Below are 23,253 nucleotides of genomic sequence, written 5' to 3'. Positions count from 1 at the left end.
AACGAATGAACGCGCCAGCGTAAGCCCGAGCGGGAAGGCGCGCCGTGGTCCGACGGGACGGATGGGGCCGAGCTTGTGGCCGAACCGGCGCTCCAGTTCCTCTTCGAAGACAAGATCGTCGGAAGCGACCAGCCTGTCCGCATCGGCCGTGCGTTCGGTCCATACCAGCGAAGACCGGTTGCCCTTCAGGGGCAGAATGGCGAAGGGTCCGGATGGCAGGAAATGCTCCTCTGCGCAGCCCTCGTGCGACCGCTCATGCTCAACGGTCGTCACGATGCCCGACTGGTCGTAGGCCCAGTGCACGGTCTTGATCCCAGCCATATCCCGAAGAGCCGAGCGGACACCGTCGCAGGCAACGAGCAATCGCGCATCAAGCGAGGAGCCATCGGAAAGGCTGATCGCTGTCGATTGCGGACCGGCAGTAAAGCCGGAGACGCTGAGACCATGGCGAATTTCAATGCCCAGACGCTCACACAGGCCGCGCAATGCGCCGACGAGCGCGACGTTCGGAACCATGTGGGCGAACGGCCTCCCCTCCTCTACGGCCCCATCAAAGGTCAGAAAGACGGGGCGTACAGGATCGGCGGTTTTCGAATCGGTCACGATCATCCTGTTGATCGGCTGCGCTTCCGTTTCGATGTCGCTCCAGATTCCGAAGACCTCGAGCATACGCGTGGCCGCTGCAATGATCGCCGAGGCGCGCACGTCCTTCTTCCAAACCTCCTCGGGAGCAGCCTCGACAACCTGCACCTGAAGGTGCGGCGCCGCCTGCTTGATGGCGACAGCGACGGAAAGACCGACATATCCGCCACCTGCAACCACAACGTCCAGCATCGCGCTTCTCCTCAAATCTTGTGCACGCATCATCTGGGCACTATAGACCATGTGACGTCTTCCTACAGCCGGAGCAGGCCGAAAAAATGTCGCATCCCTTGCAATCGTCAGACCCGATGGCAAATCTTATCGCCACGCTCGATCTCGAAAAGCTGGAGGAGAACCTCTACCGGGGCGAAAGCCCGCAGATCGGCTGGCAACGGGTTTTTGGCGGCCAGGTGATTGCGCAGGCCCTGATCGCCGCGCAGAGGACCGTGGATGACGACCGCTTCGTGCACTCGTTGCACGCTTATTTTATGCGCCCCGGCGACCCGGTGGTGCCAATCGTCTATCAGGTGGAGCGCATCCGCGACGGTGCCAGTTTCTGCACCCGCCGGGTAGTGGCGATCCAGCACGGCAAGGCAATTTTTTCCATGTCGGCATCGTTTCAGATATTCGAAGACGGCTTTACCCATCAGATCCGGATGCCGGATGTGACGCCGCCTGAAAAACTGATGAGCGAGGAACAGATGCAGGCGGCCTTCCTCGCAAAAGCGCCCGCTTCGATCCGCAACTACTGGAGCAACAAGCGGCCGATCGAGATCAGGCCTGTCTCGCTGACCCACTATATCTCCAAGGAAAAGCTGGAGCCACAGCAGGATATCTGGGTCCGCGCCGTTGGAACCGTGCCGGACGATCCGCGCCTGCAATCCGCCATTCTCGCTTATCTCTCTGACATGACCCTGCTCGACACCTCGCTCTATGCCCACGGGACGACCATCTTCGACCCGTCCATTCAGGTAGCGAGTCTCGACCATGCCATGTGGTTCCATCGCCCTTGCCGGCTCGACGACTGGCTGCTTTACACACAGGATAGCCCGAGCGCATCCGGCGCCAGGGGGCTGACCCGTGGCAATATTTTCACCAGAGAAGGTGAACTGATCGCCTCTGTCGCGCAGGAGGGTTTGATCCGCAAAAGGGCAAATGATTAAATAATGCGCTTTTTGGAAAAATCGCACATTTTATAGACGCTTTTTTGGGCGACAAATGCACCTTTTTCAGACGCCCGCCACATAAACAATACATTTCAATAAGTTAGATACACACTCAAAACTGGCACGCCCTTTGAATGTATGTCCGCAGTCGCTGTTACTGATCTGCCAGCGGCAGGAGGTTCGGCTCCGCGCCGAGGACAAACAAAGGATGGGAAACCAGATGAAAATTGTGATGGCCATTATCAAGCCGTTCAAGCTGGATGAAGTGCGTGAAGCACTCACTGGCGTCGGCATCCAAGGCCTGACCGTGACCGAGGTGAAGGGTTACGGGCGCCAGAAGGGACATACCGAGATTTATCGCGGCACGGAATATGCGGTGAGCTTCCTTCCCAAGCTGAAGATCGAGATCGCAGTTCCATCCGACGTGGTCGACAAGGCCGTTGAGGCGATCGCATCTGCGGCTAAGACCGGGCAGATCGGTGACGGCAAGATCTTTGTCTATTCTATCGAACAGGCCGTGCGCATCCGTACCGGCGAAACCAACACAGAAGCGCTTTGAAGCACGGCTGACAGGGGAGTTTTCCAAACATGCAACTCAACAAGTTTTTGACGCTCGGCAAGCTGGGCGCCGCAGCGACGGCCCTGATGGCACCGGCCATCGCCTTTGCCCAGGATGCAGCGCCGGCAGTGGCCGCGGCCGCTCCCGTTCCGGAAAAAGCCGATACCGCATTCATGTACGTCGCGACCATCCTCGTGCTGTTCATGATCCTTCCGGGTCTGGCCCTTTTTTACGGCGGCCTCGTCCGCACCAAGAACATGCTCTCCGTCCTGATGCAGTGCACGGTCATCACGGCCGTCATGATGCTCGTATGGGTCATCTACGGTTACTCCTTCGCCTTCGGCGGCGGCACCGGCCCCTATTTTGGCGGTTTCGGCAAGCTGTTCCTGAATGGCGTTACGCTTGACAGCACCTCGGCAACCTTCTCCCAGGGCGTCGTGATCTACGAATACACCTTCATCGCCTTCCAGATGACCTTTGCGGCGATTACGCCTGCGCTGATCATCGGCGCTTTCGCGGAACGCGTGAAGTTCTCGGCAGTCATTCTTTTCACCATCCTGTGGGCCACCTTCGTTTATTTCCCGGTCGCACATATGGTGTGGGACGCAAACGGCCTGATCTTCGGCATGGGCGCTCTCGACTTCGCTGGCGGCACGGTCGTTCACATCAACGCCGGTATCGCCGGTCTGATCGGCGCGATCATGGTCGGCAAGCGTACTGGCTTCGGCAAGGACATGATGGCTCCCCACTCCATGACGCTGACGCTGGTTGGCGCAGCCATGCTGTGGTTCGGCTGGTTCGGTTTCAACGCCGGCTCCAACCTGGAAGCATCCGGCGGTGCGGTTCTCGCAACCATGAACACCTTCCTCGCCACCGCAGCAGCAATCGTTTCCTGGTCGCTGGTTGAAAGCTTCACCCGCGGCAAGGCCTCCATGCTGGGTGCCGCTTCGGGCATGATCGCCGGCCTCGTTGCCGTCACGCCGGCTGCAGGCTCTGTTGGTCCGATGGGCGCCATCGTTCTCGGCCTTATTGTCTCGCCGATCTGCTACTTCTTTGTCTCCGTTGTGAAGAACAAGTTCGGTTACGACGACACCGCTGACGTCTTCGGCGTCCACGGTATCGGCGGCATCATCGGCGCACTCGGCACCGGCATCTTCACTTCGCCTCTGCTCGGCGGCACTGGCAAGCCTGAATTCTCCATCGCCTCGCAGGTCTGGACGCAGTTCGTTGCCGTCGCCATCACCATCGTCTGGTGCGCCATCGTCTCCGCGATCCTTTACAAGATCGTCGACGTGATCGTCGGGCTTCGCGTTCCGGTCGAAGCCGAGCGCGAAGGTCTCGACCTTGCGACCCACGGCGAAGCCGCTTACCACTCCTGATATCGGGAAAAGGGGTTCTCCATCCCCTTACCCAAAAGAAGGCCCGCTTCGGCGGGCCTTTTTCTTTGCCGTAAATCCGGAGGCCGCCGCAAAAAGGCGCATGGTTAACACGACATTAACCAGCAACCGGTTAGCTTTCCCTGTCAATCCGGGATTCGGTCACCAGCCGATCTTGCCGAAACCAGAAAAAGCGACGGGTTCAGGGACATGGGCAGAATGCATTCTCCGACATTCGATGGTCGTCACACACGTTTTGTGTTGACGGCGTTTTTCGTGCGTCAGATCATGGCTCTCGCCGGTTTTGCTCTTTTGGCGACGATTGCGCTCGGCATTGCCGCACTCGCCACATGGAATGTGGCTGATCCGAGCCTGTCCTATGCCACCGGCAACCAGCCTACCAATCTTCTGGGTTACAGCGGCGCGATCTTTGCCGATATCGTGATGCAATTCCTCGGGCTTTCCGCGATCATCTCGTTCCTGCCCATCATCGCCTGGGCGATTGCGCTGATTGCCGGGCGACGGTTCAATCGTATACCCGCCCGCCTCGTCGCGTGGCTTGCGGGCGCCATCGTCTGCGCCGCCTCGCTCGGATGCTTCCCCGCACCCATCACCTGGCCCCTGCCCAACGGCATCGGCGGGGTTATCGGTGACATGATCCTGCGTTTCCCCGCACTATTCATCGGCGCCTATCCCACAGGCACCATTGCGACGGTGCTTGGCGTTATTTTCGCTGCGCCGGCAGCCTGGCTGATGCTGTTTGCCGCCGGTATTGTCGGTGGTCTCGACGAGGAACTGGAGCGCGAAGAGGTCGCGCCTGTCGCCACAAGCAAGGCGCGCGCCGCCCGGCAAGCGGAAGAGGATGATGAAGACGATGGCGAAGGCTTCTTCGCCAACATGCTCGCCTTTGGCGCAATCGCCCATTACTGGTACATCACCCAGGCACGCTTCCGCCGCCTGTTCGGGCTGAAGTCGAAAGCCCTGCACGACGACTTCGAGCATCCCTATGATTTCAACGAATATGAATTCGGCACGCTGAACGAGCCCTCGCGCCTCAAAACCGCGATCAACCGCCTCGACCAGCGCGCGGAACCCTCCTTCGAAGAACGCGCCGCATCCCGCCGGCAGATGTCGCCTCCGTCGATCGCGCTCGATCACGACGATGATATGGACGATGAACCGTCTTTCGATGCGGATGGACGCGGACTGCCGAACGGTATTCTTTCCGGCGACGAAACCGACCAGAAATTTACCGCCCGCCAGGCACCGGGACGTGGGCAGCCCAGAATAACTGCCGCCTCCGCCCGCCCGAAACCGAGTGAGCGCGTGGCCAGGGAGGCGCAGGCCTCGTTCATCGCCGCCGATGGTTTCCAGCTGCCGACCGTCCATCTTCTGGCAGAACCGAAAAATGTCGTACGTGACAACATGCTGAGCGAGGAAGTGCTGGAGCAGAATGCCCGCCTTCTGGAAGGCGTTCTCGAGGATTTCGGCGTCAAGGGCGAAATCATCCACGTCCGCCCCGGCCCCGTCGTCACGTTGTACGAACTGGAACCGGCGCCCGGCATCAAATCGTCGCGCGTCATCGGCCTTGCCGATGACATCGCCCGCTCCATGAGCGCAATCGCTGCCCGCGTCGCGGTCGTTCCCGGTCGCAATGCCATCGGCATCGAACTGCCGAACCAGACGCGCGAGACTGTGTTCCTGCGAGAACTGATCGGAAGCCGCGACTTCGAAAACAGCAAGGCGAAGCTTGCCATGGCGCTCGGCAAGACCATCGGCGGCGAACCCGTCATCGCCGATCTCGCCAAGATGCCGCACCTGCTGGTTGCCGGCACCACCGGTTCCGGCAAGTCCGTTGCCATCAACACCATGATCCTGTCGCTGCTTTACCGCATGTCGCCGGAACAGTGCCGCCTGATCATGATCGACCCGAAGATGCTGGAACTGTCGATCTATGACGGCATTCCGCATCTGCTCTCCCCCGTCGTCACCGATCCGAAGAAGGCTGTCGTGGCCCTGAAATGGACCGTGCGCGAGATGGAAGAGCGCTACAAGAAGATGTCGAAGATCGGTGTGCGCAACATTGACGGCTTCAACAGCCGCGTGCAGCAGGCGCTCGATAAGGGCGAAATCCTCACCCGCACGGTGCAGACCGGCTTCGACCGCCAGACCGGCGAGGCGATCTACGAGACGGAAGAATTCGATCTGAAGCCCCTGCCCTATATCGTCGTCATCATCGACGAGATGGCCGACCTGATGATGGTCGCCGGCAAAGATATCGAAGGTGCGGTGCAGCGTCTGGCGCAGATGGCGCGTGCGGCCGGCATCCACGTCATCATGGCCACCCAGCGTCCTTCGGTCGACGTCATCACCGGCACGATCAAGGCCAACTTCCCAACCCGCATCTCGTTCCAGGTCACCTCGAAGATCGACAGCCGCACGATCCTTGGAGAGCAGGGCGCCGAACAGCTGCTCGGCATGGGTGACATGCTCTATATGGCGGGCGGCGGACGCATCCAACGCGTGCACGGGCCCTTCGTTTCCGACAACGAAGTCGAAGAGATCGTTTCCTATCTGAAGACACAAGGGTCGCCTGAGTATCTGGAAGCAATCACCGAAGAAGAAGACGAGGACGGTGCAGGCGCGAGCCCGGCCAGCGGTGGCAGCTTCTCTGATTCCGAAGACCCCTACGATCAGGCCGTGGCCGTCGTACTTCGCGATGGCAAAGCCTCAACCTCCTATGTGCAGCGCCGTCTCGGCATCGGCTACAACCGCGCCGCCTCGCTGATCGAACGGATGGAGCAGGAGGGCATTATCGGCCCCGCCAACCACGCCGGAAAACGCGAAATCCTCGTCCCGACCGAAGCAGATATCATCGAGCGGTAAGTCCGCAACCAAGCGGGGCGAAGAAGCGTTATTACACGCTTTCAACGTCATGAAGCCGCCGCCATTTATGCGGACAATCGCTGCGATGAAGGAGAATAGAATGAACGACCTCACCACCGGCGACACGGCCATCGCAAACGCAACACAAAACGGCGTGACGCGACGTGGCGTGCTGACAGCGTTTTCAATGGCTGCGGTTATCGCCGGCCTTTCGCCGCTCGACGCATTTGCCCAGGCGGCTGGCAATACCGCAACGGCGCAAAAAATCGCCAATCACTTCTCTTCCGTCAAAACCATGATGGGTGAATTCGTGCAGTTCGGCCCGCGCGGCGAACAGACCGGCGGGAAATTCTATATCGAACGTCCCGGTAAACTCCGCTTCAATTATGAAGATCCTTCGCCCATGCGCGTGATTTCCGATGGCAAGAATGTCGTCATCGGCAATATGAAGCTGAAGACATGGGACCTCTATCCGCTGTCGAAGACCCCGCTTAGCCTACTTCTTTCCGACAGGATCGATCTGAGCAACCAGAAAGTCCGGAACGTGAAGGAGGAGTCCGATCTGACCACCATCGTGCTCGGAGACAAGAGCGTGTTCGGTGATTCGACCATCACCCTGATGTTCGACCCCAAAACCTTCGATCTCAGACAATGGACGACGACGGATGCCCAGAACAAGGACACCACGGTCATGATCTTCAATGTCCAGACCGGCGTGAACCTCGATGAACGCGTCTTCAACATCAATTATGAGGAAGTACGCAAGCGCGGCTAACGTTGCTTATCCATGTATACTGTGAAGGCGGCTCTCAGGCCGCCTTTTTCATTTTGCCGTTAAAATACATTCCAGTTTTCGTCACGATGTTATAAGCCTGCGCCCCGGAACCAACCTCGAAGCCTGCTTCGAGGCGATAGGAACGGAGCCCTTGTATGTCGTTTTCGATAACCACCTGGAACATCAACTCGGTCAGGCTCAGAATGCCGATCGTCGAACAGTTTCTGGTGCGTTACAAGCCCGACATTCTCTGCCTACAGGAAACCAAGTGCCCGAACGGTGAGTTTCCGATGAAGCCGTTGAAGGCGCTGGGTTACGAGCACGTCATCATCCACGGCCAGAAAGGCTATCACGGCGTTGCTATCGCCTCGAAAGTGCCGTTGATCGAAGACCACCGGCAGGACTACTGCGGTGTTGGCGATGCGCGGCATATTTCCGCGATTTTTCAGGTCGGATCGCGCCGTATCCGGTTGCATAACTTCTATGTGCCTGCTGGCGGCGACGAGCCGGACCGGTCGATCAATCCCAAATTCGGCCATAAGCTCGATTTCATCGAGGAAATGAAAGCGCTTCGCGCCGATGGCGTTCCTGGCACTTCCTCGATTCTCGTCGGTGACCTCAACATTGCGCCGCTTGAAAATGACGTCTGGTCGCACAAGCAGCTTTTGAAGATCGTCAGCCATACGCCGGTCGAAACCGAAGGCATGCTCGAGATCATGAAGCAGGGCAACTGGCTCGATCTGATGCGGCTCAACGTGCCAGAGACGGAGAAGATCTACACGTGGTGGAGTTACCGCGCCAAGGACTGGGAAGCGGCTGATCGCGGCCGTCGCCTCGACCACATCTGGTCGTCACAGGATCTCGGCGCTACACTAGAGAAAATCGACATATTGCGCGAAGCCCGCGGCTGGAACCGGCCATCGGACCATGTTCCAGTCACAGCCCACTTTCGCTTCTGAACGAGGGCTGTCAGGCGAAGCGGTTCTGTAAACGGGCCGCACCCGCCGCCAGCGCCGCAATATTATCGCGAATGCGCGCCGAGACGATATCGGCAACCTCGGGAAATTCCTCCACCAACCGGTGGAAGAGGATGCGCGTGATGCGGATGACCTCGGAATCTTCGGCAGCAATGGCCGTAAATTTTCGCTCGCATAGCGTAAACAGCGCCAGCTCGGACAGCAGCGCGCCCTTGCCGGGCGTCGCCTGCAGCACAGGTTTGCCATCCCGTCCGGCCGTGAACAACTCGAAACGCCCCGAGGTCACCGCAAAAGCGCACTCGGCCGGCGAATGTTCCCGAAACAATGTCTGACCGGCCGACACCCGCCGGCGTTCAGCACCAAAGGCGATAAGCCGCAACTGATCGTCGCTGAAGCCTGCGAATAGCGGCACTTGCCCCAGCAGAATGATATCGTCCGTCAAGGCCATGTCGATCACTACTCCGCAAAAACACCTGCACCACTATGGCGGTTTTCCAATATCGGCCCTCAAAATACAAGATATTAGAACGCCGCGCTTCTTTCAGGATGCGCGGCGCGAGTTTTGCAGCGATAAACGAGCCCCGTCTCAGGGAACGATCTTGTATCCACCGTTCTCGGTCACCAGGATTTCGGCGTTGGACGGATCACGCTCGATCTTCTGGCGCAGGCGGTATACATGCGTCTCAAGCGTGTGCGTCGTCACTCCGGAATTGTAACCCCAGACCTCTTCCAGCAGCACGTCGCGTGTCACCACCGTGCTGCCGGCGCGGTAAAGGTAACGGATGATCGCCGCTTCCTTTTCCGTCAGACGAATTTTCTTGCCGTCTTCCGTCGTCAGCAGCTTCTGGCTGGGCTTGAACTGATAAGGACCGACGGTGAAAACCGCGTCCTCGCTCTGTTCATACTGGCGCAGTTGCGCCCGGATGCGCGCAAGCAGCACGGCGAAGCGGAACGGCTTGGTCACGTAGTCGTTTGCGCCGGCTTCCAGCCCGAGAATCGTATCGGAATCGGTGTCGTGCCCGGTGAGCATGATGATCGGCGCCTTGAAGCCGCTTTTGCGCAGAAGCTTCACCGCCTCGCGCCCATCCATATCCGGTAGACCGACATCCATGATGAGGAGATCGACCTGGGCGGTCTTTGCAGTCTGCATCGCCTGTGCCGCGTTCGCGCCGCTCAAAAGCGAGAATTCCTCATAGGGAGACAGTTGCTCGGTCAGCGTCTCACGAAGATCGTCGTCATCGTCCACAAGAAGGATAGTACGAGCCGTCATTCGGATTCTCAGCCTTTCTTACTTTAATCGTCAGCCAATTCAGCGATTTGCCGGTAAAAGGTCAACCCATTGCCATCATATGATGAAGTGCTATGACTTCACGTTAAATAACCTGCAAAGCAAAATCTCGTGAAAAACATGAGCAAACGCCCCACGGAACAACGTAAACGCGTATCGACACTCATGGTTCGGCCGGCTCCCATGAAAATCAGCCGGGCGATCGTGCAACTTGGGCATCTTACCTTTCCCGCCGCCATCGGGCGGCATGGCCGCACCGCACTCAAACGCGAGGGAGACGGCAAATCGCCGATTTCAATGACCCGCCTGATGCACGGCTTCTATCGCGGTGATCGCTTGACCGGTTTCACGACGGCCCTGCCGATGCAACGAACGCAGAAATCCATGCTGTGGTGCGACGAGCCTCGCAATCCCAATTACAACAGATTGGTCAAGGCACCCTTCAAAGCAAGTCATGAAGAAATGATGCGCAAGGACGGCCTCTATGACGTCTGTCTGGTGCTGGACTGGAACATCACCTCACGAGGCCGCAACCGTGGCTCGGCGATCTTCATGCACATGATCCGGCAGGGATATGAGCCAACCGCGGGCTGCGTAGCCCTCCACCCCCGCGATATGGGGCGCATCCTGCCCCATATGCGCAAAGGCATGAAAATCCGCATCCTGTGATGCGCGCGCAGCCGATAAGGCAACAAAAAACCCGCCATCAAGGCGGGTTTTTTTAGAAGGAAAAGACGTTATTAAGCGGCTTCGTCCTGAGAATCGTCCTCTTCAACAGTCTTGCCACGCTTGGGACCCTTGGCAAGGTTGACTTCCACCAGGCGAACGGCCTCGGTTTCAGACATTTTGTTGACGGCGGCAATTTCGCGCGCCATGCGGTCGAGAGCAGCTTCATAAAGCTGACGCTCCGAATAGGACTGCTCCGGCTGGTTTTCCGCACGGTAGAGATCGCGTACAACTTCCGCAATCGCGATGAGATCGCCGGAGTTGATCTTCGCATCGTATTCCTGCGCGCGGCGCGACCACATGGTCCGCTTCACGCGTGCCTTGCCCTGCACCACTTTCAGCGCCCGCTCGACAAAATCGCCTTCGGAAAGCTTGCGCATGCCGATGCTGACGGCTTTGGCGACAGGAACTTTAAGACGCATCTTGTCTTTTTCGAAGTCAATGACAAAAAGCTCAAGCTTCATGCCGGCGACTTCTTGTTCCTCGATGGCAGAAATGGTACCGACACCATGAGCGGGATACACAATCGCTTCACCGGTTTTAAAGCCGTGATGTGCTGGAGATTTCTTCTGCTGGGTCGTCATTCGTTCTAAAAACTCCCTGTTACATACCCGGGGATGCCGGGGTTGGGTCGGTCAGGCCCTGATGAGACGGGGGAACCGTCAGGTGACTCCGCACTGGTCCAGCCGTGCACGCAAAAAAACACCTACCCGTCTTGCGGGGTTCGATAACGTAAACGCTCGATATGTCACGGAAACCGCGTGCAAAAGAGGTGTTGCTTTCGTGGTGTTTTTGGGCACACAAATGCCACGCTGTGGATCAGTGTGATTGGTGTACCACAAAAATAGACGCGAATCAATAATTTGCTTCAACCGTGGCCACAACATCACATGGCGGTCCGAGAACCGCCTAAAAATTAGCCGCAAAAATACTGTCGTAAGCTTCTAAACCGAGCCGCTTGATAAAAGAAGCAAAAAAATTTCACTTACCGCCTGAAGAAATACAAAAGCCTCTTAAACTCTTCGTAATTCCACGCCAATATCCGATTCGACTGAAAAGGCAAAATCCGCAAAATGGCGATGCTTTTTTACATTAAAGTGTGATTTTTGGAGGAATCCACGTCAAATGGGCTACAGAAATAATCCAAAACGCGAAAAACAGATCGAAAAAGCGCGTCAGCACGCAATTGCCGAAAATGTCGAATTTCTTGATCCTGGTATTCTTTATGGAAGGGCAAGCGCCGACGATATAGAATATTATTCCGCAGAGATGCTGGCGGCGAGTGCCGCCCACAGTTTTGAGGCACTCTCGCGGTGGACCGGTGATGCGCCCTATATCAGCATTTCCCAGGTTGAGGGCGTTTCGCCGCGGGATGTACCCGTGACGGTTCTGACCATCATTGGTCGGAACATGCCGTTTCTCTACGATTCCGTCATGGGCGAAGTCACCAGCAGCTATCGCGGTCTTTACCTCGCGGTGCACCCCATTCTCGTGCGCTCCGGTGATGTAAAGGGTGGCTACCGGCTTGCAGAGCCAGAGGATGATCCTGCCGGCAACATCAGCCTCATCCAGCTGCATATCGCGCCGCTTTCTCAGCAGGCGGCTTCAGCCCTGGAAGAGCGGCTTCGCTTTGTGTTGAAACAGGTGGAATCCGCCTATCGCGACTGGCGGCCGATGCTGGCGAAGCTCGACGAGGCACTGGATGAATTGTCGGAACGCGGTTCATCGCGGCGCAAAACGGAACGCAAGGAGGCCGTCGAGTTTCTCAACTGGCTTCGCAACGACAATTTCACCTTCCTCGGGATGCGAGACTACACCTATTCCGGCAAAGGCAAGAATGCCAAAGTCGAGCGCGGTGACGGCGTTGGCCTTGGCAGCCTGAGTGATCCCGATGTGCGCGTGCTGCGTCTGGGCAAAAACGCGGTGACGACCACGCCGGAAATCCTCGCCTTCCTCGACGGCCCGGATTTCCTCATCGTCACCAAGGCGAATGTGAAATCCATCGTCCATCGCCGCGCCTATATGGATTACATCGGCATCAAGCGCTTCGATGAAAACGGCAACGTTGTCGGCGAATTGCGCATCGTCGGTCTCTTCACGGCGACAGCCTATACACGCTCGGTCAAGCAGATACCGCTGCTGCGCGCCAAAGTGGTTGATGTGGAGCGGCATTTCGGGTTTGATCCCAACAGCCACTCCGGCCGTATCCTGCAAAACACGCTGGAAGCCTATCCCCGTGACGATCTCTTCCAGATTGAGACGGATCTTCTGATCCGCTTTATCGAGCAGATCATGGAACTGAGCGACCGTCCGCGCGTGCGTGTCCTTGCGCGTATAGACCGTTTCGACCGCTTCGTTTCGGCCATTATTTTCGTGCCCCGTGAAGAGTATAATTCCTATGTCCGCGAGAAGATCGGCGACTATCTAAGCCGGGTCTATGACGGGCATATCTCCGCCTATTATCCGGCCTTCCCCGAGGGCGCGGTCGCCCGCGTGCATTTCATCGTCGGCCGCACCGAAGGCAAGACGCCGCGCATCGCTCAGGATAAGCTTGAGGAAGCCGTCAGTGATATTGCGGCGCGCTGGATAGATCATTTCGTCGCTCTCTCCGAACCGGGCGCACCGGTACTAGAGGTCGATCAGGCCTATCAGGAAGCTTTTACGCCCGAAGAGGCAATCGGCGATATGCCGGATATTCTGGGCGCGGCAAAGGGTGAACCGGTCCGCATCGAGTTCTACCAGCAGGAGGGCCAGTCAGCCGACACGCTGTCGCTGAAAATTTTCCACCGTGACGGCCACCTGCCGCTTTCGCGCCGCGTGCCCCTGCTCGAAAATCTCGGCTTTAACGTCATCAGCGAACGGACCTTCGATATTGGTGTCGTTTCGGAAGGCGAAAAGCGCGACATCGTGCTGCATGACATGGAACTATCGGTCGCAGCCGGCGCGACACTCGATCTGCCGCACTACGGACCGAAACTCGAAGACGCTTTCCTCGCCGCCTTCTCCGGCAGGGTGGACAATGACAACTTCAACCGCCTGATCCTGGCCTGCGGCCTCAATGTGCGCGAAGTCTCCGTGCTGCGTGCCTATGCCCGTTATCTGCGCCAGACCGGTATCGTCTATTCGCAGGAGCACATTTCCGAAACCCTCTATAAATATCCCGACATTTCCCGGAATATTTTCGCGTTGTTCAAAGCCGGCTTCGATCCGTCGATCGAAGAGAAGAAGCGGCTGAGGAAACTCGCAGAAATTCACAAGGCCATCGAAGCGGCGCTGAGCGGTGTTCCCAATCTCGACGAGGACCGCACGCTGCGGCGCTACGTCAACGCGATCGATGCGACGCTGCGCACCAACTACTTCCAGAAGAATGCCGACGGCGCGCCACGGGACCTTCTGGCATTCAAGTTCGATCCGAAACATCTGGACGGCCTGCCCGAACCCCGTCCCTTCCGCGAAATCTTCGTTTACGGCACAGAGGTCGAAGGCGTGCATCTGCGCTTCGGCAAGGTGGCCCGCGGCGGTCTGCGGTGGTCGGATCGCGGCCAGGATTACCGCACGGAGGTGCTCGGTCTCGTCAAGGCGCAGCAGGTGAAGAACGCGGTCATCGTGCCCGTCGGCGCCAAAGGCGGCTTCTTCCCGAAGAACCTACCCGCTGGCGGCTCCCGCGACGAGGTCTTTAATGCCGGCCGCGAGGCCTACAAAACCTATATCCGTACGCTGCTCTCGATCACCGATAACATCGTCGACGACGCCATTGTGCCGCCGCCCGACACGTTGCGGCTTGATGGCGACGACCCCTATTTCGTCGTTGCCGCCGACAAGGGAACGGCCACCTTCTCCGATACCGCAAACGGTCTTGCGCATGAGGCTGGCTTCTGGCTGGACGACGCCTTTGCATCGGGTGGGTCCGCCGGTTACGACCACAAGAAGATGGGCATCACCGCACGCGGCGCATGGGAAACGGTAAAACGCCACTTCCGTGAAATGGATACTGATATCCAGACCACGCCCTTCACTGTTGCCGGCGTTGGCGACATGTCCGGCGACGTTTTCGGCAACGGCATGCTGCTTTCGGAGAAGATCAGGTTGATCGCCGCCTTCGATCATCGCGACATTTTCATCGATCCGGATCCCGATACGGACAAGTCCTTTGCAGAGCGCAAGCGGCTGTTCGACCTGCCACGCTCCAGCTGGCAGGACTATGACCGCTCGGCCCTCTCGGCCGGCGCGATGATCATCTCGCGTTCCGAAAAATCGGTGACGCTGACGCCGGAAGCCGTGGCTGCCATTGGCCTCGACAAGTCGGTCGCCACGCCCTTCGAGATCATGACCGCCATTCTGAAGGCGCCGATCGATCTCCTGTGGTTCGGCGGCATCGGCACCTACATCAAGGCGGCGGTGGAAACCAATGCCGAGGTGGGTGACAGGGCAAACGACCCGATCCGCGTTAATGCTACAGAGCTGCGCGCCAAGGTCATCGGCGAAGGCGCCAATCTCGGCATCACCCAGAAGGGGCGCATTGCCTATGCGCTTGCGGGTGGGCGATGCAACTCCGACGCCATCGACAACTCGGCGGGTGTGAACTCCTCCGACGTCGAGGTCAACATCAAGATCGCGCTTGCCTCCGCGGTTAATAGCGGTCGCCTGACGATGCCGAAACGCAACCAGCTTCTCGCTTCCATGACGCCTGATGTGGCGCAGCTGGTACTGCGCAACAACTATCTGCAATCCCTAGCGATCTCGCTCACGGAGCGGCTGGGGCTTGCCAACCGCGAGGAACTTGGCCGCCTGATGGGCGCACTCGAGGCAACCGGGCAGTTGAACCGCAAGGTTGAGACGCTGCCCGACAATGCCGAGTTCAGTGAAAGATATGCCTCTGGCAAGCCGCTAACCCGGCCCGAAATCGGCGTGCTTCTCTCCTACGCCAAGCTGACCCTGTTTGATGCGCTGGTGGCGAGCCCGCTACCAGACGAGCCCTACCTCCAGCATCTTCTGCTCGATTATTTCCCTGCGAAGATGCAGAAGAATTATGCGGACGATATCAAGGCACATCGCCTGCATCGCGAGATCGTCGCGACGGCGCTCGCCAATGCCGTGGTCAACCGGGGCGGCCCGGGCTTCGTGCAAAAGCTGGCCGATGCAAGCGGCCTGCTTGCCGCAGATGTCGTCAAGGCGGCTGTTATCGTGGAAGATGGTTTTGGCCTCAAACGACTGTGGAGCGAGGTCGATGCGCTGGACGGAAAGATCGGCGGCGAGGTCCAGAACGGACTTTATGCCACCATCGCCCGAATCTACGCCGACGCAAGCAGGCTCTACCTGCAGACCGGCAGCACGGGGCTGACAACGGGGGACATGGCGAGCGAAATCGATCGCCTGAAAACAGCCATCAAGACGCTGTCGCCGGCCGCAGCGAAATATCGCCGCGAGCTTGGGGCAACAGAAATCGAAGGCGTTCCCCCGGCCCTTCTTGAAGAGCTGGATACGCTGTCGCTGCTTGTCTACGTGCCTGAAATCATGCGCATTGCCGAAAGCGCTGGCACTACGCTTGCCCGCGCCGCCGAAAGCTATGCAACCGTCTCCTCGACCTTCCGCGTTGCACGCTTGCTGGATGCCAGCCAGCGCATCACGCCGGCGGATCACTATGAAAGTCTGGCGCTGCTGCGCAGTCAGGACCAGATTTCCTCATCGCGCCGCCGAATCGTCATCTCGGCCCTCACGGAGTATGCGAAGGAGAAGGACCCGGTTCAGGCCTGGTATGCGGCGGACCGCGTCCGCGTCAACCGCATCGTCTCGGAACTTGGTGCGCTCAGCGAAAGCGGCGACACCAACCTCGCCCGCCTCACCGTCGCGGCGGGGCTTCTCGGCGATATCGTTCAGTCGCGCTGACCGACGCAAAAAGCCACCCGGTTTAGCTCTTCCGGGTGGCGGCGCCCATCGCGATACGCTAACCTCGCCGGGCCTGCCGAGCTACTGTTCCCTATAGGATTCTGAATGACTGCGCCTCCTCCGAACGTGGAAACAGTGGTTGCCAAACGCGGCATCTGGGGTTGGATCATGTTCGACTGGGCGGCGCAGCCCTTCTTCACCGTCGTCACCACCTTCATTTTCGGACCCTATTTCGTTTCCCGGCTCACCGATGATCCGATTTCGGCACAGGCGACATGGAGCAACATGGCGACGGTCTCGTCGATCATTATCGCCCTCTTCTCCCCCATTCTCGGCTCCATCGCCGACCAGTCCGGTGCACGCAAGCCGTGGATCGCCTTCTTTGCGATCATCAAGATCACCAGCCTGTGTCTCCTTTGGTATGCGGCACCGGGATCGCCGGTCATTCTGCCCGTAATCTGCATGATCCTCGCCTCCATCGCGGCGGAATTCTCGATTGTCTTCAACGATTCCATGATGCCGCGGCTCACCAATCCGCAAAATGTCGGGCGCATTTCCAATCTGGCCTGGGGCCTCGGCTATCTCGGCGGGATGGTGGTGCTGATTGCGGTCGTCACCCTGCTGGCGGCAAACCCCAAGACCGGGCTTACGCTCGTTGGAATCACGCCTCTTTTCGGCCTCGACCCCGCCTCCGGGCAGGACGCGAGAATAACCGGACCAGTTGCTGCGCTCTGGTATCTCATCTTCATTTTGCCGATGTTCTTATTGACCCCGGACGCGAAAAAGGGCCTGCCCTTCGGAGCTGCCATTCGCTCTGGTCTAAGAGAACTGAAGACGACCTTGGGTGAACTTCGCCACCGCCCATCGCTGTTGCGATTTCTGATCGCGCGCATGCTTTATCAGGACGGCGTGAATGGCGTCCTTATCCTCGGCGGAGCATTTGCGGCTGGGATGTTCGGCTGGGCGACAATGGAAATCGGCCTCTTCGGCATTCTTCTCAATGTGGTCGCCATTGCGGGCTGCTTTGCCGCCGGCCGCCTCGATCAGACTCTCGGTTCGCGCGTCACCATCCTGATCAGTCTTGCGCTGCTGCTGGTCGCGACGGTCGGTATCGTTTCCACGGAAAAGAGTTCTACCCTGTTCGGCTGGATACAACTTTCTACCGCCGACAATGGCGGCATCTTCGCCACCGGCGCTGAAAAGGCTTACCTGCTTTATGGGGTGCTGATCGGCCTGGCTTTCGGCCCGGCTCAAGCCTCATCGCGATCCTATCTTGCCCGCAACATCAGCGTGGCGGAAGCCGGACGCTATTTTGGCATCTATGCGCTTTCCGGGCGCGCCACGAGTTTCATGGCGACACTGTCATTTTCCATAGCCACCACGGTAAGCGGCTCCGCCCATATCGGCATGGCAACGCTGATCGTCTTTCTCGGAGCCGGTTTCCTGATGCTCCTGCGCGTGCCGGAACGGACGGCGGGCTGAAGGCGCAAGTGAGGCCGACGCCGTTTCCAAGTCGAGCATCGGCCAGCTGGCGCCGGCTCAGAGCTGGTCGAGCTTTTGCTGCAATGCGCGCAACTGCGCCTTCAGCTCGTCGATTTCGGACGGATTTGGCTTGCGGGTTTCCTTGGGCGCCTGCGGTGCGGCAAAAGGTGTGAAACCCTGCATCGCCTGCCGAAACAGTTCCGTGTTACGACGAATCTGCTCTTCCATCATCTGCAGCGGCGCCTGAAAATTGCGGGCGAGAGAACCGTCGCCGAAGGCCTTGGCCATATGTTCCTGCATCTGGCTCTGCTGGTCGGAAAAGGTCTTCATCGAATGTTCGAGGAATGTCGGCACGACCGTCTGCATCTGGTCGCCGTAGTAGGAAATCAACTGGCGCAAAAAAGCCGTGGGCAGCAGCGTGTTGCCGGTTTTGGCCTCCTGCTCGACGATGATCTGCGTCAGCACGGCATGGGTGATATCTTCCGACGACTTGGCGTCCTGAACCTTGAAGTCTTCCCCGCGCTTGACCATTTGCGCCAGGTCATCAAGCGTCACATAGGTGCTTGTACCGGTGTTATAGAGCCGCCGGTTCGCGTATTTTTTAATGATAGTTTCGCCGTCGTGTTTCGCCATGCCCGCCTCCTCGCGATGATGGTATTTTCTTTTTTTTGGTGTTCTTGCTCTTCCCAATACAAAGTGTATGCGCAAAACGCGCTGTCTGACAAATGTTTTGTGCATCGCAACAGTCTGTTTTTTGCGCAGCAATTTTTCGAAAGATATAAGCTCAAATTAGCAACATCTTTCAAAGCAACTTTCGGCATTTGACTTGTATTCAAAGCTTTGCCAGTCTCCGCCCGCAAGTGAGGAGAAAACAGATGACCCTGCCTTCAATCGTGATCGCCAGCGCCGCCAGAACCGCGGTCGGCTCCTTCAACGGCCACTTCGCGAATACGCCGGCGCACGAACTTGGCGCGACGGTTATAGGCGCGGTGCTGGAGCGCGCCGGCGTTGAGGCGAAAGAAATCAACGAGGTCATTCTCGGCCAGGTTCTGACGGCAGGTGAGGGACAGAACCCCGCACGGCAGGCGGCAATGAAGGCGGGCATCCCCCAGGAGGCCACCGCCTTTGGTCTCAATCAACTGTGCGGGTCCGGCCTGCGCGCGGTGGCCCTTGGCATGCAGCAGATCGTTACAGGCGACGCAGACATCGTGATTGCCGGCGGACAGGAATCCATGTCCATGGCTCCGCATTGCGCGCACCTGCGCGGCGGCGTGAAGATGGGCGACTTCAAGATGATCGACACCATGCTGAAGGACGGCCTGACCGACGCCTTTTACGGCTATCACATGGGCATCACCGCTGAAAACATCGCTCGGCAATGGCAACTGTCCCGGGATGAGCAGGACCAGTTCGCCGTTGCATCGCAAAACAAGGCCGAAGCCGCCCAGAGCGCCGGTCGCTTCGCTGACGAGATCGTCGCCTTCACGGTCAAGGGCCGCAAGGCTGATATCGTCATCGACGCAGACGAGCATATTCGTCACGGCGCATCGCTTGAGACCATGGCCAAGCTACGTCCTGCCTTCGATAAGGAAGGTACGGTGACCGCCGGCAATGCCTCCGGCCTGAATGATGGCGCGGCAGCGACCCTTTTGATGTCTGAACAGGAAGCCGCACGGCGTGGCATCCAGCCACTCGCCCGTATCGCGTCCTGGGCCACGGCGGGTGTCGATCCACAGATCATGGGCACTGGTCCCATCCCCGCTTCCCGCAAGGCGCTCGCCAAGGCCGGCTGGTCGATCAACGATATCGGCCTTGTTGAGGCCAATGAGGCCTTTGCAGCGCAATCCTGCGCGGTCGTGCGCGAACTGGGTCTCAATCCCGAAATAGTCAACGTCAATGGTGGGGCAATTGCCATCGGCCACCCCATCGGCGCTTCTGGTGCGCGCGTCTTAAATACGCTGATTTTCGAGATGCGCCGCCGCAATGTGTCGAAGGGTCTCGCGACGCTGTGTATCGGCGGCGGCATGGGTGTCGCCATGTGCATTGAAGCGCTCTGAAGCGAAGCCGTGACCTGTCAAAAAGCAATTCCGGTCCAGCCCGCGATAGGGTAGAAGCAGCCTCCCATTGGCCTCATTTCTGTGGCCGTTGAGCACAACGAAACGTCTGCAACATTGGAAGAGCCTCTTGGGCGCGGGCGCTTCACTGACAGGTCATGGAGGCCAATATGAGCCGGGTTGCTTTGATTTCCGGCGGGACGAGCGGCATAGGCGCCGCCATCGCCCGCACCCTGCAGGCATCCGGCTATCGCGTCGCGGTGAATTACGCTTTCACGAGCGACAGGGCGGAAGCATTTCAGGCTGAGACCGGCATTCCGGCTTTTCAGTGGGACGTGCGTGACTACGACGCCTGCCTTGAGGGCATCGAGAAGGTGGAGAAGGCTTTAGGTCCCGTTGAAGTCCTTGTAAACAATGCCGGCATCACGCGCGACGCGATGTTTCACAAGATGACGCCACAGCAATGGCGCGAGGTCATCGATACCAATCTGACCGGCGTCTTCAACATGACGCACCCCGTCTGGCCAGGCATGCGTGAGCGCGGCTTTGGCCGCATCGTCAATATCTCCTCCATCAATGGTCAAAAGGGTCAGGCAGGGCAGACGAACTACTCTGCCTCCAAGGCGGGGGATATCGGCTTCACCAAGGCGCTCGCCCAGGAAGGCGCAAGCCGCAACATCACCGTTAACGCCATCTGCCCCGGCTACATCGGCACGGAAATGGTGAGAGCGATCCCCGAGAAGGTTCTCTCCGAACGCATCATTCCGCAAATTCCCGTTGGCAGGCTTGGCGAGCCGGAAGAGATCGCGCGCTGCGTCCTGTTTCTGGTGTCTGACGAGGCCGGGTTCATTACCGGTGCCACCCTGACCGCCAATGGCGGGCAATATTTCGCGTGAGGGCCCTCGCTCCGGGGCGGCGACCGGCCCATGGCCGATCACAATCCCGTGATAACAACGGGTTAGTTAAGTATTTTCTTATATTTCAAGCGTCTTTCTCTAATCATTTTGAACAACTAAACAATTGAAAATACGATATTTTTTGTCTAGTTTAGAAAAGATCTAAAAGAATGACTGCCGGTCGCTTCGGATGTTTTTCTTGACAGCCACTGTCCTGTTTTGGTTTAAGAACGAAAACAAAGTGTTGCGTCATACAGGCAGTTCATCATGCTGGTTTGCAGCTGCAATTACATCACTGATCATGAGATCAAGGACGTTATCAACGAGCTCCTCGACGAGGACTGTTGGCAGCTCATCGTCCCCGCAAAAGTGTATCATGCCATGGAAAAACGTGGTCGCTGTTGCGGCTGTTTTCCCTCCGTTGTCGACCTGATCATCAAAACCACGGAAGAATATCACGCCCGTCGCCACTCGACGGAGGCCGATGTTTTTGATTTTATGTCCCGCCTAAAGCGATTCCATGAAGAGAATAGGAGAGCGGACATTGAAAGGCGACAAAAGAGTCATCGAGCGGCTTAACGAGGCACTGTTCCTCGAACTCGGTGCAGTAAATCAATATTGGCTTCACTATCGTCTTCTGAACGACTGGGGTTACACCAAGCTCGCAAAGAAGGAACGCGCTGAGTCCATCGAAGAGATGCAGCACGCCGATAAGCTGATCGACCGCATCATTTTCCTCGAGGGCCACCCGAACCTTCAGACCGTGGCGCCTCTCCGGATCGGCCAGAACGTCAAGGAAGTTCTGGAAGCTGATCTGGCAGGTGAATACGATGCCCGCGCGTCTTACAAGCAGTCCCGTGACATCTGTCACGAAGCCGGAGACTACGTCTCCATGAAGCTGTTTGAAGCGCTGCTGATCGACGAGGAAGGCCATATCGACTTCCTCGAAACCCAGCTTGAGCTGCTCGCAAAGATTGGCGAAGAGAAATACGGTCAGCTTAACGCCGATTCCGCCAACGAAGCGGAATAAGCCAGCGACACGGAAAAGGCGGCCCAGGCCGCCTTTTTATCTGCCGGCGAGATGCCGGAACTCGGCAACCACCTGTTCGTAGACCCCGCGTTTGAAGGGCACGATAAGTTCAGGCAAACTCTCCATTGGCTTCCAGGCCCAGGCGTCGAACTCAGCCTCATGTCCTGTCGGCGGCGGGTTGATCTGGATTTCGCTCTCGTCGCCTTCGAAGCGGAAGGCGAACCAGCGTTGTGCCTGCCCCCGATACTTGCCCCGGAGGCCGATACCGATCAGTTCGGGCGGAAGGTCATAGTGAATCCAGTCGCTCGCCTCGGCAAGAAGGTTCACCGTTTTCATTCCCGTCTCTTCGTAAAGTTCGCGAATGGCGGCCGCCAGCGGCTTTTCACCGTCGTCGATGCCACCCTGCGGCATCTGCCACAGATGCGGTGAGCCATCATATTCGGAGTTGCCTTCCCTGATGCGCCGACCGGCCCAGACAAGGCCGTCCGCGTTCAGAACCATGATCCCGGCACAGGGACGGTAGGGCAAATCTTCTGCTTTGACTGTCATGGGAACCCGCAATTTCTGGTAGACGCAATGGCTGCAGCGAAGGTTTACTGCCCCGCTTGCCCGGAAACAAGCGCAGAAACACCGACGATTTCGATACCGCGGCCTCCGGCCTCCCGCGACCATTTGGATATGGCAGCAACGCTTTCATCGAAAGCCGATGCAACGCCGATCGCCTGGCCGTTGCGGCGTGCAATTCGCTCCAGTTCGTCCAGCTTGCGCAGGACGGAAGCCTCGGTGACTTCACCGTCCAGCAGCACGTCCGCAAAACCCTGCGGTGCGGAAATGGCCTTTGCGATCCCTCCGCTTAGCGACTGCGCTGAAGAGCCGTCATCCAGAAAGAGCAGGCCGCGCTTGCCGATATCGCGCATGACTGGCTCCAGAGCCGCCTGCTCCGCCAGAAAACGACCGCCAAGATAATTCATGATGCCGGTGTAATTGGTGATCTTCGCCATTGAGCGATGCAGACGATCAAGATTGATCTTGGCGGGGTCGCTCGCCAGCAGCGTGTCGGGGCCGGGATTGGTGCCGGGGTAACCAAACGGCTCCAGAGGTATCTGGAGGAGGATTTCATGGCCCTGCCGGCGGGCTTCCTGCATCCAGCGCTGCAGGCTGTTACCGCTGGCAGCAAAGCCGAGCGTCACCTCCGGCGGCAACTCACGGATTGCCTTCTGCGACCCCGTCTGACTGAGACCAAGGCCACCAACGACGATCGCAATGCGAACGCCGCGCGTTCCGGACCACGGCCGCGCATATTGTTCCATAGGCCGCAGACCATCGGCCCCGACAACCGGCAACTGGCCAAACGCCGTCTCTTCCACGAGTTCTTCATTCGGCCGCGTCGCCATGCGGGGGTCCTGGCCATAGGTCTGGCCGCTCATCAGCACCGGCCCGGTCCCGTCGCGTGGCCGCGGCGAATAGACAGAAACGACATTGCCGTCCGACATCGTCTCACGGCTGATAT

Annotated in this window: 20 protein-coding genes; 13 read left to right on the top strand and 7 right to left on the bottom strand. The window is 58.4% G+C overall.

Annotated elements, in window-relative coordinates; all coding sequences use genetic code 11:
- On the bottom strand, positions 1-834 hold an 834-nt coding region (locus tag ACUTJJ_RS19055; protein ID WP_445543091.1), incomplete at its 3' end, for an FAD-dependent monooxygenase.
- An 86-nt stretch (positions 835-920) separates the two neighbouring features.
- Between ACUTJJ_RS19055 and tesB the strand changes: the two genes are divergently transcribed.
- The 6 genes from tesB (at position 921) to ACUTJJ_RS19025 (ending at position 8,363) form a co-directional block, all read left to right on the top strand.
- Positions 921-1,805: an acyl-CoA thioesterase II gene (tesB, locus tag ACUTJJ_RS19050; RefSeq protein WP_445543090.1), complete on the top strand. Its 885-nt coding sequence runs from the start codon at positions 921-923 to the stop codon at positions 1,803-1,805.
- 211 nt (positions 1,806-2,016) lie between these two features.
- Complete coding sequence (locus tag ACUTJJ_RS19045) at positions 2,017-2,367, top strand: P-II family nitrogen regulator (RefSeq protein WP_004444057.1); 351 nt, start codon at positions 2,017-2,019, stop codon at positions 2,365-2,367.
- 29 nt (positions 2,368-2,396) lie between these two features.
- Positions 2,397-3,746 carry an ammonium transporter gene (locus ACUTJJ_RS19040; protein WP_063951494.1) on the top strand — a complete coding sequence of 450 codons (1,350 nt, stop codon included), beginning with the start codon at positions 2,397-2,399 and terminating at the stop codon, positions 3,744-3,746.
- A gap of 216 nt (positions 3,747-3,962) precedes the next feature.
- Positions 3,963-6,629: a DNA translocase FtsK 4TM domain-containing protein gene (locus ACUTJJ_RS19035; RefSeq protein ID WP_445543089.1), complete on the top strand. Its 2,667-nt coding sequence runs from the start codon at positions 3,963-3,965 to the stop codon at positions 6,627-6,629.
- A 49-nt stretch (positions 6,630-6,678) separates the two neighbouring features.
- Positions 6,679-7,404: an outer membrane lipoprotein carrier protein LolA gene (locus tag ACUTJJ_RS19030; protein WP_063951495.1), complete on the top strand. Its 726-nt coding sequence runs from the start codon at positions 6,679-6,681 to the stop codon at positions 7,402-7,404.
- A 155-nt stretch (positions 7,405-7,559) separates the two neighbouring features.
- Positions 7,560-8,363: an exodeoxyribonuclease III gene (locus tag ACUTJJ_RS19025; protein ID WP_445543088.1), complete on the top strand. Its 804-nt coding sequence runs from the start codon at positions 7,560-7,562 to the stop codon at positions 8,361-8,363.
- A gap of 10 nt (positions 8,364-8,373) precedes the next feature.
- On the opposite strand, the gene ACUTJJ_RS19020 is transcribed toward ACUTJJ_RS19025, so the two are convergent.
- Together ACUTJJ_RS19020 and ACUTJJ_RS19015 are read right to left on the bottom strand one after the other, a co-directional pair.
- A complete protein-coding gene (locus tag ACUTJJ_RS19020) occupies positions 8,374-8,829 on the bottom strand; it encodes a cyclic nucleotide-binding domain-containing protein (protein ID WP_063951497.1) in 456 nt (151 codons plus the stop codon).
- Positions 8,830-8,967: 138 nt separating this feature from the next.
- Positions 8,968-9,651: a response regulator transcription factor gene (locus tag ACUTJJ_RS19015; protein ID WP_296069709.1), complete on the bottom strand. Its 684-nt coding sequence runs from the start codon at positions 9,649-9,651 to the stop codon at positions 8,968-8,970.
- Between the two features lie 183 nt (positions 9,652-9,834).
- Here ACUTJJ_RS19015 and ACUTJJ_RS19010 point away from each other — a divergent pair, with 183 nt between their 5' ends.
- A complete protein-coding gene (locus ACUTJJ_RS19010; RefSeq protein ID WP_445543092.1) occupies positions 9,835-10,338 on the top strand; it encodes a L,D-transpeptidase family protein in 504 nt (167 codons plus the stop codon).
- Positions 10,339-10,409: 71 nt separating this feature from the next.
- Here the strand turns inward: ACUTJJ_RS19010 and ACUTJJ_RS19005 are convergent, their stop codons facing one another.
- A complete protein-coding gene (locus tag ACUTJJ_RS19005) occupies positions 10,410-10,979 on the bottom strand; it encodes a CarD family transcriptional regulator (RefSeq protein ID WP_003505223.1) in 570 nt (189 codons plus the stop codon).
- A gap of 541 nt (positions 10,980-11,520) precedes the next feature.
- Between ACUTJJ_RS19005 and ACUTJJ_RS19000 the strand changes: the two genes are divergently transcribed.
- Both ACUTJJ_RS19000 and ACUTJJ_RS18995 read left to right on the top strand, forming a co-directional pair.
- Positions 11,521-16,281 carry an NAD-glutamate dehydrogenase gene (locus ACUTJJ_RS19000; protein ID WP_445543087.1) on the top strand — a complete coding sequence of 1,587 codons (4,761 nt, stop codon included), beginning with the start codon at positions 11,521-11,523 and terminating at the stop codon, positions 16,279-16,281.
- A gap of 105 nt (positions 16,282-16,386) precedes the next feature.
- A complete protein-coding gene (locus ACUTJJ_RS18995) occupies positions 16,387-17,763 on the top strand; it encodes an MFS transporter (protein WP_445543086.1) in 1,377 nt (458 codons plus the stop codon).
- A 57-nt stretch (positions 17,764-17,820) separates the two neighbouring features.
- Here the strand turns inward: ACUTJJ_RS18995 and phaR are convergent, their stop codons facing one another.
- On the bottom strand, positions 17,821-18,396 hold the full coding sequence (phaR, locus tag ACUTJJ_RS18990) for a polyhydroxyalkanoate synthesis repressor PhaR (RefSeq protein ID WP_063951501.1): 576 nt from the start codon (positions 18,394-18,396) through the stop codon (positions 17,821-17,823).
- A gap of 242 nt (positions 18,397-18,638) precedes the next feature.
- On the opposite strand from phaR, the gene ACUTJJ_RS18985 reads away from it, so the two are divergent.
- From ACUTJJ_RS18985 to bfr, 4 genes are all read left to right on the top strand, one after another.
- Positions 18,639-19,820, top strand: a complete 1,182-nt coding sequence (locus tag ACUTJJ_RS18985; protein ID WP_445543085.1) for an acetyl-CoA C-acetyltransferase — start codon at positions 18,639-18,641, stop codon at positions 19,818-19,820.
- Between the two features lie 167 nt (positions 19,821-19,987).
- Positions 19,988-20,713 (top strand): beta-ketoacyl-ACP reductase, encoded by a 726-nt coding sequence (locus tag ACUTJJ_RS18980; RefSeq protein WP_445543084.1) that lies wholly within the window; start codon positions 19,988-19,990, stop codon positions 20,711-20,713.
- Positions 20,714-20,980: 267 nt separating this feature from the next.
- A complete protein-coding gene (locus tag ACUTJJ_RS18975; protein ID WP_077225190.1) occupies positions 20,981-21,292 on the top strand; it encodes a (2Fe-2S)-binding protein in 312 nt (103 codons plus the stop codon).
- On the top strand, positions 21,258-21,743 hold the full coding sequence (gene bfr / locus ACUTJJ_RS18970) for a bacterioferritin (RefSeq protein ID WP_063951504.1): 486 nt from the start codon (positions 21,258-21,260) through the stop codon (positions 21,741-21,743). Before ACUTJJ_RS18975 ends, bfr begins: the two co-directional genes overlap by 35 nt.
- Before the next feature lie 36 nt (positions 21,744-21,779).
- On the opposite strand, the gene ACUTJJ_RS18965 is transcribed toward bfr, so the two are convergent.
- Together ACUTJJ_RS18965 and ACUTJJ_RS18960 are read right to left on the bottom strand one after the other, a co-directional pair.
- Positions 21,780-22,292, bottom strand: coding sequence for an RNA pyrophosphohydrolase (locus ACUTJJ_RS18965; RefSeq protein WP_445543083.1), 513 nt, complete (start codon positions 22,290-22,292; stop codon positions 21,780-21,782).
- 44 nt (positions 22,293-22,336) lie between these two features.
- Positions 22,337-23,253, bottom strand: a 917-nt coding sequence (locus ACUTJJ_RS18960) for a divergent polysaccharide deacetylase family protein (protein WP_445543082.1), incomplete at its 5' end; no start/stop codon positions are given.

Source organism: Agrobacterium sp. DKPNP3, assembly GCF_052686535.1.
This window is presented reverse-complemented; position numbering and strand designations above follow the sequence as displayed.

Coding starts and splice junctions, on each gene's coding strand:
- tesB (WP_445543090.1), top strand. CDS start 921: ATGTCGCATCCCTTGCAATCGTCAGACCCGATGGCAAATCTTATCGCC.
- ACUTJJ_RS19045 (WP_004444057.1), top strand. CDS start 2,017: ATGGGAAACCAGATGAAAATTGTGATGGCCATTATCAAGCCGTTCAAG.
- ACUTJJ_RS19040 (WP_063951494.1), top strand. CDS start 2,397: ATGCAACTCAACAAGTTTTTGACGCTCGGCAAGCTGGGCGCCGCAGCG.
- ACUTJJ_RS19035 (WP_445543089.1), top strand. CDS start 3,963: ATGCATTCTCCGACATTCGATGGTCGTCACACACGTTTTGTGTTGACG.
- ACUTJJ_RS19030 (WP_063951495.1), top strand. CDS start 6,679: ATGAAGCCGCCGCCATTTATGCGGACAATCGCTGCGATGAAGGAGAAT.
- ACUTJJ_RS19025 (WP_445543088.1), top strand. CDS start 7,560: ATGTCGTTTTCGATAACCACCTGGAACATCAACTCGGTCAGGCTCAGA.
- ACUTJJ_RS19020 (WP_063951497.1), bottom strand. CDS start 8,829: ATGGCCTTGACGGACGATATCATTCTGCTGGGGCAAGTGCCGCTATTC.
- ACUTJJ_RS19015 (WP_296069709.1), bottom strand. CDS start 9,651: ATGACGGCTCGTACTATCCTTCTTGTGGACGATGACGACGATCTTCGT.
- ACUTJJ_RS19010 (WP_445543092.1), top strand. CDS start 9,835: ATGGTTCGGCCGGCTCCCATGAAAATCAGCCGGGCGATCGTGCAACTT.
- ACUTJJ_RS19005 (WP_003505223.1), bottom strand. CDS start 10,979: ATGACGACCCAGCAGAAGAAATCTCCAGCACATCACGGCTTTAAAACC.
- ACUTJJ_RS19000 (WP_445543087.1), top strand. CDS start 11,521: ATGGGCTACAGAAATAATCCAAAACGCGAAAAACAGATCGAAAAAGCG.
- ACUTJJ_RS18995 (WP_445543086.1), top strand. CDS start 16,387: ATGACTGCGCCTCCTCCGAACGTGGAAACAGTGGTTGCCAAACGCGGC.
- phaR (WP_063951501.1), bottom strand. CDS start 18,396: ATGGCGAAACACGACGGCGAAACTATCATTAAAAAATACGCGAACCGG.
- ACUTJJ_RS18985 (WP_445543085.1), top strand. CDS start 18,639: ATGACCCTGCCTTCAATCGTGATCGCCAGCGCCGCCAGAACCGCGGTC.
- ACUTJJ_RS18980 (WP_445543084.1), top strand. CDS start 19,988: ATGAGCCGGGTTGCTTTGATTTCCGGCGGGACGAGCGGCATAGGCGCC.
- ACUTJJ_RS18975 (WP_077225190.1), top strand. CDS start 20,981: ATGCTGGTTTGCAGCTGCAATTACATCACTGATCATGAGATCAAGGAC.
- ACUTJJ_RS18965 (WP_445543083.1), bottom strand. CDS start 22,292: ATGACAGTCAAAGCAGAAGATTTGCCCTACCGTCCCTGTGCCGGGATC.